Below are 14513 nucleotides of genomic sequence, written 5' to 3'. Positions count from 1 at the left end.
CCCGATCCAGCAGGTCCGCTGTGGAGGTGGTCGTGCTCGGCATCGATGGGTATGAGCCACGGTGGTATCACGACGCTGCCACGCTGGCCGCTGCCCATCGGGCCCGGTCCACCCGGCTGATCGGCCGGCCGCTGATCGACACCTGGTTGATGTGGGATCTCGACCTGGACACCTGGTACGCCAACGGCCCGGTGATCCTGGGCTTCGGCGACGTCAACGTCGAGGTGACGCACCGAAGGTTCGACGAGTGCGCGATCACCTGGAACCAGGTCGACATGTCGATGCCGCCGGACCTGGCGGGACTGCGCCTGGACTGGCGCAGCGACCGGCATCCGGCACCGTTGCCGGCCCGCGGCCGTCAATTGCGGGCGGTCAACGTCATCGAGCGGATCATGCCGTCCCACTGGCGCCCGCACGTGCTGCACGCGGTCGAGTTCCTCTTCGACGACGCCCGGCTGGCCGTGCTCAACGCCCTGGATGAGAACGGCCTGTCGGCCGAGCCCGACGTCGAGTTGCCGATCGTCGCCTGGCGCCGCCGCCGGGTCGCCTGACGTCCGCGAGGTCGCCGGTGAGCACGCTCTGGTCACCCGACACTCACTGTCAGGCCAAGTGCTGCTGCCAGCCGGCCGACGCCGGCGGATCCCGGTCCGCTGCGGGCAATCTCGGCGATGACGCTGCGGGTGGTGGGTCTGCATCTGATCTCGGCCGGTGCGAGGCGGTCGGCGTCGACGAGGGTCCGGCCCGCAGCGACCAGGTCGCCGATGTGGAGAAACGCGCGTGCGGCGTCGACCAGGTAGGCGGCCCGGTGCTCGGCGGGTAGTCGTAGCCACCCGTTGCGGCGGATGATTGCGGGGTGTCGGCGGGCGGCGTCGGACGCGTCGCCAAGGGTGACGGCCGCCGACACGCGGGCGCAGTCGACGGCGGCGGGGCCGAACGTCGCCTGCCGGTGGTCCTGGCCGTCCTCAACCTGCCCGGCCACTGCAGCGGCCTGCCCGATCAGGTCGGTGACGGCGGTGGTGTCGCCGCAGCCGGCAGCGGCAACGGCCGCTTGCAGCAGCAGTGTGCCGTACAGCGGCTTGTGCTCGATGTCCGCGATGCCGTTCGCGGACGCGGTGAGTCGGTGCGCGGCGGCGATCGTCGCTGCCATCGCGAGTCGGCTCTGACCCAGGCCGCGTAGGGCTTGTCCGAGCGGGATGGCCGCTGCTGTGGCGAGGAGCGGATCGTCGCCGGCGGTGGCGAGTGCCCGGTCTGCGGCGAGCCAGGCAAGGTCTGGCTCGTCGACCTTGACCAGCGCCTGCGCCGTGACCTGGTACGCGAGTGCCTGCAACTCCGCGCCAGCGGCTGGTCCGGTCGCGTGCAGGTGCTGTACGGCGCCGAGCAGTTCAGGCAGCATCCGCAGTAGCCGGGGATGGTCACCATGGCGGTAGGTGGCCCAGGCGTGCTCCACCCGCTGGGCGACGTCGGCCGGGTTCGGCACCTTGCTGCGGCTGCCAGCGGCGGCGAAGGCATGGTAGCTGGCCAGGGCAGCGCGGACCGCGTCGACGCCGGCCGGCACGCCGGCCGGCGTCGACTGCAGGTTGGCGTCGAGGAGTTCGGCCGGGTCGATCCGGAGCACCTCGGCCACCGTGCAGATCAGCGAGAACCGGTCCAAGGACCGGGCGCCGCGTTCGATCTTCTCGACCCAGCTTTTCGATCGGCCGATCCGGTCGGCGAATACCTGTTGGGTCATCCGTCGGCGAACCCGCCATTGGGCGACCCGCCGTCCGACTGCCGCACTCACCGGTGCCCGCCCTCGATCCAGGTCCAGGCCACGAACCGTTCGTACAAGTCGGCGGGGTCGGTGATGCCGGCTTCCTCGGCGGCTACCGACAGCAGCTCGGCGATGTCGACCGACAGGGCGATGGGTTCGCCGGCGTAGGCCTCGGCGAGCTGGGTTCGCGCTGGCGAGCAGGGCCAGGGCGTGCCGTCGGAGCAGACGGTGCACGACCAGGTGGGCCGTGCCGGTTCGTGGACTGGCTCGCCGCCGCAGGCGCGGCCTTGGCGGCCGGTCATGGCAGGAAATGCCGGCCCGCGTTTCCGCCGCGCCGGTCGGTGCGGTCTGCTCGGACCGGTGGCCGGGTGTCGGCCGGTCGGGCAGGCTGGTCTGCGTACCGGCGGCGGCCGGGTGCCGGATAGACGACGTCGACCCCGCCGGGCCGCAGAAACCATTTGCCGATCATCTGGGCGCTCCTCGGTGGAGGGGCGGCGACCCGGGGTGGCTCTCCACGTCGACCCCGGGCCGCCGCCGATCTGGGGCCCTGGCCTTGCGGTGCTCCCGCGTCGCGACGATGCGGGAGTGCAGGGCCGGGCCGCAGGCGCTACGCGGCCCGGCCCCCCGCTCCGTCGCGGGACCGTGCTGACTGCGCCTTGGGTAGATCGTGCCCAGTTGATCACTGAGAGTGAAGATGCTGGGCGGGGTACAACGCACGATGCCTGGCGGTTGTACCCCGCTATGGGTTACCCGTCGAGTCCGACCAGCGTGATCAGGTTGGCGAGGTCCTGGGTCGCAGCCCGGCGACGTTCGTCCCGGACGGTGCGGATCACGTCTTTCGCGTACCGCTGGTGCCGCATCCAGCCCGGAGCAGTGCAGCTCAGGCGCGTCAGTACCTCGGTCGCCTCAGGCCACTGCCGTCGCGCAGCGTGCGCCCACGCCACATCAAGCTGGTGCCGCTGCTTGCAGCTCGCGAGGACACCGGCTGTGTCGCCGACCGTGCCCGCGTACCGCAGCACCTGCGCTGGGTCTCCGGTGATAGCTGCCACCTCGGCACGCATCATCTGCACCTTGGATGGCGCCAGCCACCCAAGCGCGTACTGAGTTTGCCCGGATGGCTGGCTGACCTGGGTCATCCTCGTCGCAGCGGTCGCAGCCAAGTCCAGCATGCCGTGGGCGTCCTGGTCGCGGCCATCCCGGGCCGCTGCTGCAGCCGCCCGCACCCACAGCCACCCCCACGACGCCAATTCAACCGACGTGGCCTGACTGATCCTCGGCGGCTCGACACCGTCGGCGGTGACCGCGGCCAGTTCCGCCGACTCGCTGAGGCGAGCCTGCCTCATCAGCAGCCAGCACATGGGACTGACGGCGGCCGCAATGGTCGGCATGTGGCCCGACTCCGCTGCCGCCTCGCGTGCAGCGATAGCGGCGGTGTGCGCGAGGTCGTGCGCCCGGATCTGCAGGAGCAGCCGCGCGGCGAGTTGGTAGGCGCCGCTGGCGATCCGCTGCGCGTCGCTCTGGTCGTCGCCACTGCTGTTCGACACTAGGGTCCGGGCTTCTGCGATGAGCACCGGAAGCTGACCTACGACCACGCCGAAGTCGTTCGCGTGGTACGCAGTGTTGGCTTCGACCAGATGTGCACGGACACTGCCGATTGTCAGGGTCGGCTGGTCGGCCACCGCGCTGAGGACCCGCCCGTCGTAGCCGACCACTGGCGTCAGCGCCTGCCGGAGGGCCAGCAGTGGCAGGGCTCGGTGTCCGGGTGTGGCGTGCGCGACGGCGTCCGGCGCGTCGCCAATGAGCGATGTGGTTGCCACTCCGAGGACTTTCGCGATCCGCCGCAGCGTGTCCAGGCGTGCGTTGTGCCTCTCGCGCTCGATCTTCCGTATCGCGCCGACGCTGAGCCCAGCGCGGTCGGCTAGTTGCTCCTGGGTGAGTTGCTGCTCCCGGCGGAGTTTGCTGACGCGTTCGCCAATGGTTGCCATGGTTGTGCCCTCCCGCACGAGGGTTGTTGGCCGCCCCCGCACGGGTCGGCGCTCTACTGGCGACGGTACGCCGCGACCGACGTGGCTGCTACGATCCTGGCCAGGGGTCGGCCCGCACGCCGACCCCTTCGCCGTGTCCGGGTGGTCGGCATCTGACAGGTCGCTGCCGTTCCTGACTCGGTGGCTCGGCACCGTACGCCCGGCTGCTTGACCCGGACCTTGGGGCCGGCCGCAGCATGGGTCGTGCCGGTCGACGACGGCCGGCACGAGGAGGGCACGATGCGGCTGCTCACCATCGGCGTGTTCGCCCGAGCGGCCGGACTGACCGTCAAGGCCCTGCGGATCTACTCCGACCTGGGACTGCTGCGACCGGCAGCGGTCGACCCGGACTCCGGCTACCGGTACTACGACCCGGAGCAGCTGGAGTTGGCCAGGTTGGTGGCCACGTTGCGGCGTAGCGGCATGCCGCTACGCCGGATCCGGCAGGTCTGCGCGCACTGGCCGGACGACCCGGCGACCGTCGCCGGGGAGATATCCGACTGGTGGTCGGCCACCCAGGCCGATGTGGCGGCCAGGCAACGACTCGTGACCAGCCTCGTCGACGAACTCCAGAAGGGGAGAACGACGATGACCGACCAACAATCCGGGTTCGAGCTGCACAGCGCCGCCCGGACCGACATCGGCAGGGTGCGGACCAGCAACGAGGATCAGGCGTACGCCGCAGGCCGGCTGGTGGCCGTCGCCGACGGTGCCGCCGGGCCGGGCGGGGCGGCGGCGAGCGCTGCGGTGATCAGTGCGCTGGCGCGGCTCGGCACCGATCCGGCTCAGGTGACCGGCGCTGCGTTGGCCCGCGCGGCCGACGACGCGGTGGGCCAGGTGCGGGCTCAGACAGGCAAGGCGCCGATCAGCACCCTGACCGCGTTGCTGGCTGTCGGCGACCGGCTCGCCCTGGTGCACGTCGGCGACACCCGGGCGTACCGGTGCCGGGGCGGCGAACTGGTCCAGCTCACCCGCGACGACAGCTACGTGCAGAGCCTGGTCGACGAGGGTCGGCTCGACCCGGCGCTCGCCCAGACCCATCGGCAGCGGGCGCTACTGACCCAGGCACTGGACGGCACCGGCAGCGTCCGGCCGGCGTACGCGACGCATTCGCTGGTCGCGTACGACCGGTTTCTGCTCTGCTCGGACGGTGTCTGGGCGGTCGTGCCGGACGCCGCCCTGGCCACCGCCGTCAGCGCCGGGCATGATCCGGCGCAGACGGTACGCGTGGTGATCGACCTCGCGTACCGGGCGGGTGCCCCGGACAACGTCGCCTGCGCGGTCGTCGAGGTCGTGCCGCGCTCAGCCGGACCTGGTGGCCTGGGCGGGCACGACCGGCGGTAGCGGGGTGGCGGTGAGCAGCTCGACCGCCTCGTGAACGTCGTCGGTGAGTCGGATCAGCGGGGACAGGTCGCCAGCCGGGGACAGCGCCAGCAGCGGCCCCAGCACGGTCTGCACCGGTAGCGTCTCGGTCCAGAAGGCACGGTCGAGGAAGACGTACGGGCCGCTGGCACCGTCGGTGCCGTAGAACGTCTTCGTCGCCGCCTGGAAGACCTCCTGTACGGTGCCGGCGCGGCCGGGCGCGAAGACGATCCCGCCCCGGGTCAGCCGCAGGATGGTGTCCTCCCGGACGGCGTTGCAGAAGTACTTGGCGATCCGGCCGGCGAACAGATTCGCTGGTTCGTGCCCGTACAGCCAGGTGGGGATGGCCAGCCCGCCGGCCCGCGCCCAGTCGAGCCCGTCACCGGTGCCGGTGCCGGCGGCGGACTCGGCGGGCGGGTCGTCGGCGTGGGGGTCGGCGCCATAGCGGTCGCGGACCGCCAGCGCCGCGGCGGTGTACGGCCGCTGGTCGGCGTAGTCCGGCGCGGTGGCGAGCAGGTCGATGGCGGCAGCCAGGTCCTCGGCGTCGTGACCGCTCAGGTAGGCGCCGAGGTTGGCGGCCTCCATCACGCCCGGCCCGCCGCCGGTGACGACCAGGCGTCCGGCCCGGGTCAGCTCCCAGCCGAGCATGGCGGCCAGCCGGTACGCCGAGGTGCCGCGCAGCACGGCGTGCCCGCCCATCACCCCGATCACCGAGGCCGGCCCGTACGCGTCGATCCAGGCCCGGGTGGTGTCGGCGAGCGCGTTGTCGATGGCGTGGTCGTGCAGCCGTTGGGCCAGCGCCTCCCGGATCTCCGGCAGGGCACCGCCGTGTTGCCGGAAGTGCTGGTAGACCAGGTTGTCGTACATGCCGTCGGGGCCGTGCTCGGCGAACCCGGCGGCGAGGTCCGCGGGGGTGTAGAGCCGGGGCGGATGACTGGGGTACGGCAGCGCGGCGAACGGCGGCACCACGTGCGCGCCGCGCCGGACCAGGTCGGCCTCGGCCTGCGCGGACGGGAACGAGCAGCCGAGGAAGAGGGCGTCGGCGAGGTCGACGTCGCTCAGGTCGGGTACCGGTGGCACGTCGAACTGCAGGCCCTGCACGGTCAGCCCGGCGAGGCTGCCGGCGGCCAGGTGGCGGTCCAGCTCGGCGCGGGATTCTACTTCGTACGGCGTCGTGTCGTACGGTTCGAGTAGTTCTGCGGGGGGTGGCGTGGGCACCTGGACATTTTCTCCTGTCGCCGCAAACGGCTGAGTGTCCGGTTGGTTTCTTGGTCGGCGCCCGGCCCTGGACATGGCGAAGCCCGGTGGCACGAGGCCACCGGGCTTCCAAACCGGGTCCTGGGGAGGCTCCGGACCTCTATTTCTAGTCGAGTAGTGCTCGTCGCACACCCACCGCACGCGTGACGAAGGACTCATCCGTTCAGACACCACGCTGCGGCAAATCCGGGTTGAATGGGCCGAATGCAGAACCTGTTGCCCGAGCCGCCGGCCACTTTGCTTCCCGGCGACGAGCAGGCCGAAGCGGCGCTCGCCGAGGCCGCCCAGGTGGATACCGATGAGGCGTACGCCGCCGCCACCGGTCGTCACCCCACCTACAGTCGGGCGTGGGCGGTGCTTGCCCAGCGTGCGTTCGCCAAGGGCGCGGTCGTCACCGCGTACGCGTACGCGCGGACCGGGTACCACCGCGGGCTGGACCAGCTGCGCCGCAGCGGTTGGAAGGGCCATGGCCCGGTGCCCTGGTCCCACCGGCCGAACCAGGGTTTCCTTGCCTGCCTTCACCTGCTGTCGCGGGCGGCCGGGGAGATCGGCGAGTCCGACGAGGCGGCGCGGTGCGCCCAGTTCCTGCGCGACTGCGACCCGGCCGCCGGGGACGCCCTGGCCGGCAGCTGAGCCTTCGATCCACCTGATCCGACCCGGCCGAGGCGCTGCTCGGCCGGGTCACAGCCCTTCCGACACCGCGGCACCGATCTTGAGCCAGGCCTGACGGAAGGTCGAGGACAGCTGCCCGTACCGGATCGGTTCGCCGCTGTCGATGATCCGTTCGTACGGCGCGAGCAGGACCGTGCGGGTCCGGGCGGCGAAGTGCCGCTGGATCGGTTCCAGGTCGATCTCCCGGCGGGACGGCGGCATGGAGATCACCGTGACCGCCTGTCGGACCAGCCGTTGCCGGCCGGTCTGCTCCAGATGGTCGAGCATCCGGGCGGCCGGCTCGGCGGAGTCGTTGCGCGCGGACATGGTCACCACGAGCTGGTCGGTGGCGTCGATCGCCGCCTGCCAGTTCTGGGCGCGGACGTTGTTGCCGGTGTCCACGAAGATCAATTTGTAGAAGCGGCTGACGACCTCGCGGATCTCGGCGAACGCGGCGGCGGTGAGCATCTCACCGGCGGTGGCCGACTCGTCCGAGGCGAGTACGTCGAACATGCCCTCGCCCTGCGCCCGGACGTACTGCGACAGGTCACCGACCCGGCCGTGGGCCCCCTGGAACTGGCGCAGGTCACGGAGCATGTCGCGCACCGTGCGGGAGTGGAAGTCCTGCTGGGCGCGCATGCCCAGGGTGCCCTGCGTCTCGTTGTTGTCCCAGGCGAGCACGTAGCCGCCACGCTTCTGCCCGAACGTCATGGCCAGCATCAGGATGGCGACCGTCTTACCGGCGCCGCCCTTCGGGTTGACCACGGTCACCTGCCGCAGCCCACCGAAGTTGCGCCGTACCATCTCGATGTCCCGACGGATCTCCTGCTCGTACTGCGCGGGCGGCAGCTTCACCAGGCCGAGCGTGGTGCGGTTGAGTGCGGCCCGCATGCCCATCGACGCGAGCGGGTTCGCCGGCTTGGTCGCGCGCCGCTGCGCGAACTCCTCCGCGGTCGGCACGAACGAGTCGTCGGGCCAGCCGGCTGGCGCGTCCGGCCCGGCGGTGTACGGCGTCGGCCCGGCCGGGTACGGCGTCGGCCCGGCGGTGTAGGGCGTCGGTCCGGTGGTGTACGGCGTCGGTCCGGCTGGGTGCGGGGCGGGTCCGGTGGTGTACGGCGTCGGTCCGGCTGGGTGCGGCGGTGTCGGCTGTTGGTTTGGCGTCGGTTGGTGCGCAACGTGGTCGGCACCCGGGCCCAGTACACCTGGCGGCACCGGGTAGGCGGCGCCGGGACCGGCGGGCGTGGGTGGTGCCGGCATCCGGTGTACGCCGGGCACCTCCTCGTACGGTTGCCGGGGTAGCTCGGTGACGCCCGGACCCACCTGCTGGTACGTCCCGGCCTGCTGGTGCGGTCCCGGCGCGGGCTGCGGCGGCGACCAGCCACCGTCATCCGTCGGCGTCCAGTCGTCCCAGCCGGTCGCTGGCGGATGCGCCCCGGCATCGGCCGGCGGGGCCCACGGATCGGTGGGCTGAACAGATGCGATGTCGCCGGGCTGACCCGGGACGAGGTCAGCGGGCCGAGCCGGCCGGCCGGGGCCCGGTGGCGGTGGCGGTGGCGTCGGGGTCTGGCCCGGCGGGGGAGCCGGCCGGTTCGGCCCGGGATGCGGCGAACTGGGATGGGTCGGCCCAGGGCGGGGCGGTGTCGGATGGGGCCGGCCAGCGGACTGTGCCGCTGTCGGACCGGCGGCCGGTGCCGGCTGCTCCGGGGAGCGCCGCGGTGCCGGGGGCAGCGTGCCTCGTTGGTCCGGCTCGTCGTCGTCGGGGGCGCCTGGGGCGCGGGTCGTCAGCCGTCGTGGTGGCTGCGCCCACGGGGAGACCGGCGACTGCGGCAACCCGGGGTCGCGGCCGGCGGCAAGAGGCTCGGCCGGTGGCCCGCCCGGCGCGGTTGGCCCGCCCGGCGCGGTTGGCCCGCCCGGCGCGGTTGGCCCGCCCGGCGTGGCCGGCCCGGCACCCGCCGGCACCGTCGCTGGCGGCGGCACGAGTGGCACCGAGATCGTCCGATCACTGTGGGAAGTGGCGACGATCTCGTCCGGCGGCCAGAACGGTTCCTCGGCCGTCGCGCCGCCGTTGCCGGTCATCCGCGCCGGATCGGTCTGCTCGTGCACTGCTACTCCCCTCCTCGCCCCCGCGCTCGCCCGAGGATGTGCAGGTCAGTCGCTACTTAGCGTCGCATACCAGGTCCAAGCGTGTACACGGCCCAGGCACCCGGTTCCACCCACCAGGACCGTTTCCGGGACAATGAGCCCATCACCCCGTCGTCGACGAACGGTAGTTCGCCATCGCGTGGGGTGACCGCCGCCGCCCGTCCCCGGGCCCGGCGAACCTCGATGCGTACCCGGTCGCCACGCCACCACGACCTGGTCACCACCGGCACCGCGACGGCCACCTCCAGTATCCCGTCGGACGGGTCCGCCCGGGCCACCAGCTCGACCTCGGCCAGTCGGGCGTACCCGTCGGCGTTGGCCACCACACAGGCCAGCAGCGGGTCGTTGCCGGCACTCAACACGGCGTCATCGACTTCGATCCGCCCGCGCCAGGGTAGCGGGTGGTCGCGCTCGTCGGCTCCGCCCAGCAACGCGCCGTCCAAGGTCACCGAACCCCCATCGGTACGCAGGAGATCCAGCCGCCGTACCCGTCCGTCGACGACCGCGTCGGCGACCGCGGCCGGTTCCCGGGGCAGCCCGAGCCGGCCGACCAGATCGGTGGCCAGGGTGGTCCCGCTGTCCGCCGCCGACCTCGTCGTGCCGGGCAGGCCGGCCGGGTCGAGTGGCAGGACCCCGAGCGCCGGCAGGTCGGGCAGGGTCCGGTCGCCGGCCAGGTCGGCCGGCCGTCGGCTCGGCGGCGGGGCGTAGCGACGTACCATCCGGCGCAGTACCGCCCGCAGCTGCCCGTCGGTCGCGGCGGCGACGATCAGCCGGGTCTTGCCGTCGTCGTCCGGCCAGGTCAGGCCGTCCGGCCGGGCCGGTCCGTCCAGTCGGGCGATCACCTCGTCGATCTCCCGGTCCGAGCGGGCGGTGACCGTCTCGACCCGGGCGCCGGCCGCGACCAGCGCGTCCCGGCAGGCGAGCACCGGCACCCGGGCCGGCTCGGCGCAGGCAGCCGTGTCGGTGGAGTCCGGTTCGGGGCGGTCGGGCTTGTTCGCATCGGCAGCCGGGCCGCAGCCGGCGCCGCAGATGCCGTCGCAGCCCGCGTTCGGTTGGCTGCCGAGCGTCAGCAGCACCACGTCGTACACCGTCGCCGCCTCCTGCTGATCCTCGCGGCCACGTCCACCCGGATCGTGACCCTTGTTAGCCTGACTCCTCGGGCTCGCCACGCGGTCGCCACCTGGCACCCGAGCCCCATGGAGGCGGGTTACACAAGATGCCAGCGATCGTGCTGCTCGGCGCGCAATGGGGTGACGAGGGCAAGGGCAAGGTTACCGACCTGCTCGGTGAGCGGGTCCACTACGTGGTGCGGTTCTCCGGTGGCAACAACGCCGGACACACCGTCATCACGCCGGACGGGCAGAAGTACGCCCTGCACCTGATGCCCTCCGGTGCCCTCTCCCCGAACGCGATGATCATCATTGGGAACGGGGTCGTGGTCGACCCGAAGGTGCTGCTGACCGAGATCGACGGACTCGCCGAACGTGGCGTCGACGTCTCCCGGCTGCGGATCTCCGGTGACGCGCATCTGATCATGCCGCACCACCGTGCCCTGGACCGGGTGGTCGAGCGCTACCTCGGGTCGGCGAAGATCGGCACGACCGGCCGTGGCATCGGGCCGGCGTACGGCGACAAGGTGGCCCGGATGGGCATCCGGGTCCAGGACCTGCTCGACCCCGGCATCCTGCGCAAGAAGCTGGAGTTGGCGCTGCGGGAGAAGAACCAGATCCTGTTCAAGGTCTACAACCGCAAGGCTCTCGACCTCGACGCGGTGGTCGAGGAGTACCTCGAGTACGCCGAACGGCTGCGCCCGCACATCGCCGAGACCCGGGCGATCCTCTGGGACGCCCTGGACCGGGGCGAGACCGTGCTGCTCGAAGGCGCCCAGGCCACCATGCTGGACATGGACCACGGCACCTATCCGTTCGTGACCTCGTCCAACCCGACCTCCGGCGGTGCCTGTGTGGGCACCGGCATCCCGCCGACCGCGATCGCCAAGGTGATCGCGGTGACCAAGGCGTACACCACCCGGGTCGGCTCCGGCCCGTTCCCGACCGAGCTGTTCGACGCCAACGGCGAGCACCTGCGCAAGATCGGCGTCGAGTACGGCACCACCACCGGTCGGGAACGCCGCTGCGGCTGGTTCGACGCGGTCGTCGGCCGGTACGCCGTACGGCTCAACGGGGTGACCGACCTGGTGGTCACCAAGCTCGACGTGCTCACCGGCCTGGCGAAGGTGCCGATCTGTGTCGGCTACGAGATCGACGGCGAGCGTTTCGACGACATGCCGATGACGCAGACCGGGTTCCACCACGCCAAGCCGATCTACGAGGAGCACGACGGCTGGTGGGAGGACATCACCAAGGCCCGCACCGAGGAAGAGCTGCCGGTGAACGCTCGCCGGTACATCGCCCGCATCGAGGAGCTGTGCCGCGCACGGGTCAGCGTGGTCGGCGTCGGTCCGGGCCGTGAGGAGAACGTGGTACGCCACGACCTGCTCTGATCCGTACAACTCTGTCTGATTTCGCCCAGAGTGAGCGCGTCGCAGGTGTTGTCCGTCTTTGGACATGTCTGCGGCGCGCCCGGATGCTGGTTCCTCAGCAAATCCTCAGAGTTTCACCAAGTATGGCCGCGCTGCCCGCTCGATGATCCGATCCGGTCCCAGATGTCCTTCGGCTAGCACCAACGTCGACGGCGGGACACCTTTTCGAACTTGATCGATGTTAGCGGATAGCAGGGAGCAAGGCAGTGAGCCGGTTGTACGGCGATCCGACCCGAGCGAGACGCTCGATGGCAGCCACCACCCCCCCGACCCCCCCGACCGGAATCCCACCGATGACACTGGCGCGCTGGACGCTGGTCGGTGTGGTGCTGGTCAACCTGTTGATTCTCGAAGTCTCCTTCTTCGCGTACGGCCAGGGAAAGAACTCGGTGCTGACGGTCGCCAAGTTCTTCGGCCTGCACGCGGCCATGATCATGATGCTGCAGTTGACGCTGGTGGCCCGGATCCCCTGGCTGGACCGGCGGCTCGGGATGGACCGGCTCACCGCCTGGCACCGCTGGCTCGGGTTCGGCCTGTTCTGGACCGTGATGCTGCACGCGACCTCGGTCATCACCGGCTACGCCACCCTCTACGACATGGGCTTCGGTGAGACGTTTCTCAGTCTGGCCGGGGTGCTCGCCTCCCTGCTCGGGATGATCGCCGCCGGCATCATGATCGTCGTGGTCGGCGTCTCCATCCGGTACGTGCGCCGGCGCCTGCCGTACGAGGCCTGGCATGCGATGCACGTGCTCATCTACCTGGCGCTGCTCGCCGGCCTGGTCCACCAGTTCATGGAAGCCACCACCTTCTCGTCCACCCCGGCCACCATCTACTGGTGGACGCTGTGGGCGCTGGTGATCGGCTCCCTGATCGTCAACCGGGCCGTCGTGCCGCTGTGGCGCAACGCGTACCACCAGTTCCGGGTGGCCGCTGTGGTCCCTGAGGCCGACAACGTGGTGTCGGTGCACGTCACCGGGCGGCACCTGGACCGACTGCCGGCTCGCGCCGGCCAGTTCTGCATCTGGCGCTTCCCCGGCCACAACCGCTGGTGGCAGGCGAACCCGTTCTCGCTGTCGTCGGCGCCCGACGGGCGTTCACTGCGGTTGACCGCGAAGGCCTCCGGTAAGACCAGCGCCGGGCTGCGGCACCTGAAGGTCGGCAACCGGGTCTTCATCGAAGGGCCGTACGGCGCCTTCACCAACCTGCACCGCAAACTGGACAAGACGCTGTTGGTCGCCGGCGGCGTCGGCGTCACCCCGATCCGGGCCCTGCTGGAGGAAGCCACCGGCTCCACGGTGGTGCTCTACCGGGCGGCCAAGGAGGCCGACGCCGTACTGCTCGGCGAACTGCAGGGCCTGGCGGCCGATCGGGGTGCCCAACTGCACCTGCTGACCGGCCGGACCGGGGCGGGCTCGCCGCCCAACCGGCCGTTCGACCCAGCGAACCTGCACGCACTGGTGCCGGACATCACCGAACGTGAGGTGTTCGTCTGCGGGCCACCGGCGTTGACCTCGGCCGTGGTCGACAGCGTACGGGCCATCGGGGTGCCCGACGCGCAGATCCACGCCGAACGTTTCGGCCTGGGCTGACCGGTCCGGCGTTCAGTGGGCCAGTCGACAGCCAGGAAAGACAGCACCAGCGCGATCGTGATCGGGTCCGGCGTCGCCGGCCTGGTCACCGCCCGGGTGCTCAGCGACCACGTCGATCGGGTGACGGTCCTGGAACGGGACCGGCTGCCCGGCGACGCGGTCGCGCGCCGCGGCGCGCCGCAGGCCCGGCACAGCCATCTGCTGCTGGCAGCCGGTCAGCGACTTCTCGACGGCTGGTTCCCCGGGCTCGCCGGGGCGCTGGCCGCGGCCGGCGCGGTCCCGCTGCCGGCCGCCGGCCCGGTGTGGCAGCCGACCGGCGACGACCGGATGCGCCTCGACCTCGGTCTGCCCGCCATGTCGATGAGCCAGCCGCTGCTGGAGGGCACCATCCGGCAGTGCCTGCTGCGGCAGCGCAGCAACGTGTCCATCATCGACCAGACGGCGGTGGACGGGCCCGTGGTCACGAACGGTCGGGTCACCGGCGTCCGGGTCGATGCCGTCGCGCACCACGCCGACCTGGTCGTCGCCTGCACCGGGCGCAACACCTACTTTCTAGACCAGTTGGCCCGACTGGGCTTTCCCGCGCCGGAGATGTCCGCCGTGCGCATCGACATGGCGTACGCGTCGCAGGTGGTTGGTCGCGGCCTGGACGACCTCGACGGCACGGCTGCGGTCGTGCTCGACGATCTGACCGGCGGCTATCGACTGGGCCTCATGATGCCGCTGGAGGGCGAGCGGTGGATGATCACACTTGGCGCCCGCCATGGGGAGGTGCCGCCGAGTGATCCGGCGGAGTACGAGGCCTTCGCCCGTTCGCTTCCGTCGCCCACGATCGCCGAGGTCCTCGCCCGGGCGCAACCGCTGAGCCCGGTGCGGACCTGTCGGATACCCACCGATCAGCGCCGTCACGTGGAGCGGCTGGACCGGATCCCGCCCGGGTTCCTGGTGCTCGGCGACGCCATCCGCAGCGCCAACCCGATCTACTTCCAAGGGGTGACGTCGGCGGCGCTACAGGCCCGTGCCCTGAGTCAGGCGCTGGACCGCCATGGCACCGCCTCGCCGGAGCTGCCTCGGGACTTCTACCGGCAGGTCGGCGAGGTGGTCGATACGCTCGTCAACCGGCGAACGCCGGCCGGCGGGCTGAGCAGCCCACCGACCGGCGCTGTCGCTGATGGTCCGTAGTGCTCTGGGCGACC

Annotated in this window: 13 protein-coding genes; 6 read left to right on the top strand and 7 right to left on the bottom strand. The window is 71.5% G+C overall.

Annotated features, from left to right (window positions below; translation table 11 throughout):
* Positions 1-32 precede the first annotated feature (32 nt).
* Positions 33-551: a hypothetical protein gene (locus ACFHVL_RS05130; protein WP_416625907.1), complete on the top strand. Its 519-nt coding sequence runs from the start codon at positions 33-35 to the stop codon at positions 549-551.
* 32 nt (positions 552-583) lie between these two features.
* Here the strand turns inward: ACFHVL_RS05130 and ACFHVL_RS05125 are convergent, their stop codons facing one another.
* The 4 genes from ACFHVL_RS05125 to ACFHVL_RS05110 form a co-directional block, all read right to left on the bottom strand.
* Entirely contained in the window at positions 584-1780 is a 1197-nt protein-coding gene (locus tag ACFHVL_RS05125) for a helix-turn-helix domain-containing protein (RefSeq protein ID WP_416625906.1), read from the bottom strand.
* Positions 1777-2052: a flavin reductase gene (locus ACFHVL_RS05120; protein ID WP_416625905.1), complete on the bottom strand. Its 276-nt coding sequence runs from the start codon at positions 2050-2052 to the stop codon at positions 1777-1779. The genes ACFHVL_RS05125 and ACFHVL_RS05120 overlap by 4 nt, the downstream gene beginning before the upstream one ends.
* Entirely contained in the window at positions 2049-2219 is a 171-nt protein-coding gene (locus ACFHVL_RS05115) for a hypothetical protein (RefSeq protein WP_416625904.1), read from the bottom strand. Before ACFHVL_RS05115 ends, ACFHVL_RS05120 begins: the two co-directional genes overlap by 4 nt.
* A 277-nt stretch (positions 2220-2496) precedes the next feature.
* Positions 2497-3777 (bottom strand): helix-turn-helix domain-containing protein, encoded by a 1281-nt coding sequence (locus tag ACFHVL_RS05110; protein ID WP_416625903.1) that lies wholly within the window; start codon positions 3775-3777, stop codon positions 2497-2499.
* Positions 3778-4014: 237 nt separating this feature from the next.
* Here ACFHVL_RS05110 and ACFHVL_RS05105 point away from each other — a divergent pair, with 237 nt between their 5' ends.
* Positions 4015-5118 (top strand): MerR family transcriptional regulator, encoded by a 1104-nt coding sequence (locus ACFHVL_RS05105; protein ID WP_416625975.1) that lies wholly within the window; start codon positions 4015-4017, stop codon positions 5116-5118.
* On the opposite strand, the gene ACFHVL_RS05100 is transcribed toward ACFHVL_RS05105, so the two are convergent.
* Positions 5077-6354, bottom strand: coding sequence for an LOG family protein (locus tag ACFHVL_RS05100; RefSeq protein ID WP_416625902.1), 1278 nt, complete (start codon positions 6352-6354; stop codon positions 5077-5079). The two genes, ACFHVL_RS05105 and ACFHVL_RS05100, sit on opposite strands and share 42 nt — an antisense overlap.
* Positions 6355-6597: 243 nt before the next feature.
* On the opposite strand from ACFHVL_RS05100, the gene ACFHVL_RS05095 reads away from it, so the two are divergent.
* On the top strand, positions 6598-7026 hold the full coding sequence (locus ACFHVL_RS05095) for a DUF3151 domain-containing protein (protein ID WP_416625901.1): 429 nt from the start codon (positions 6598-6600) through the stop codon (positions 7024-7026).
* 48 nt (positions 7027-7074) lie between these two features.
* Here the strand turns inward: ACFHVL_RS05095 and ACFHVL_RS05090 are convergent, their stop codons facing one another.
* Together ACFHVL_RS05090 and ACFHVL_RS05085 are read right to left on the bottom strand one after the other, a co-directional pair.
* A complete protein-coding gene (locus tag ACFHVL_RS05090) occupies positions 7075-9147 on the bottom strand; it encodes a MinD/ParA family ATP-binding protein (protein WP_416625900.1) in 2073 nt (690 codons plus the stop codon).
* Positions 9148-9203: 56 nt separating this feature from the next.
* Entirely contained in the window at positions 9204-10274 is a 1071-nt protein-coding gene (locus tag ACFHVL_RS05085; RefSeq protein ID WP_416625974.1) for a hypothetical protein, read from the bottom strand.
* A 128-nt stretch (positions 10275-10402) separates the two neighbouring features.
* Between ACFHVL_RS05085 and ACFHVL_RS05080 the strand changes: the two genes are divergently transcribed.
* The 3 genes from ACFHVL_RS05080 (at position 10403) to ACFHVL_RS05070 (ending at position 14499) form a co-directional block, all read left to right on the top strand.
* Positions 10403-11689, top strand: a complete 1287-nt coding sequence (locus ACFHVL_RS05080) for an adenylosuccinate synthase (protein ID WP_416625899.1) — start codon at positions 10403-10405, stop codon at positions 11687-11689.
* 332 nt (positions 11690-12021) lie between these two features.
* On the top strand, positions 12022-13317 hold the full coding sequence (locus ACFHVL_RS05075; protein WP_416625898.1) for a ferric reductase-like transmembrane domain-containing protein: 1296 nt from the start codon (positions 12022-12024) through the stop codon (positions 13315-13317).
* 57 nt (positions 13318-13374) lie between these two features.
* Positions 13375-14499: an NAD(P)/FAD-dependent oxidoreductase gene (locus ACFHVL_RS05070; protein WP_416625897.1), complete on the top strand. Its 1125-nt coding sequence runs from the start codon at positions 13375-13377 to the stop codon at positions 14497-14499.
* The last annotated feature ends 14 nt before the right edge of the window (positions 14500-14513 follow it).

It is taken from the genome of Micromonospora sp. LOL_023 (genome assembly GCF_048060115.1).
Classification (GTDB): Bacteria; Actinomycetota; Actinomycetes; order Mycobacteriales; family Micromonosporaceae; genus Micromonospora_E.
This window is presented reverse-complemented; position numbering and strand designations above follow the sequence as displayed.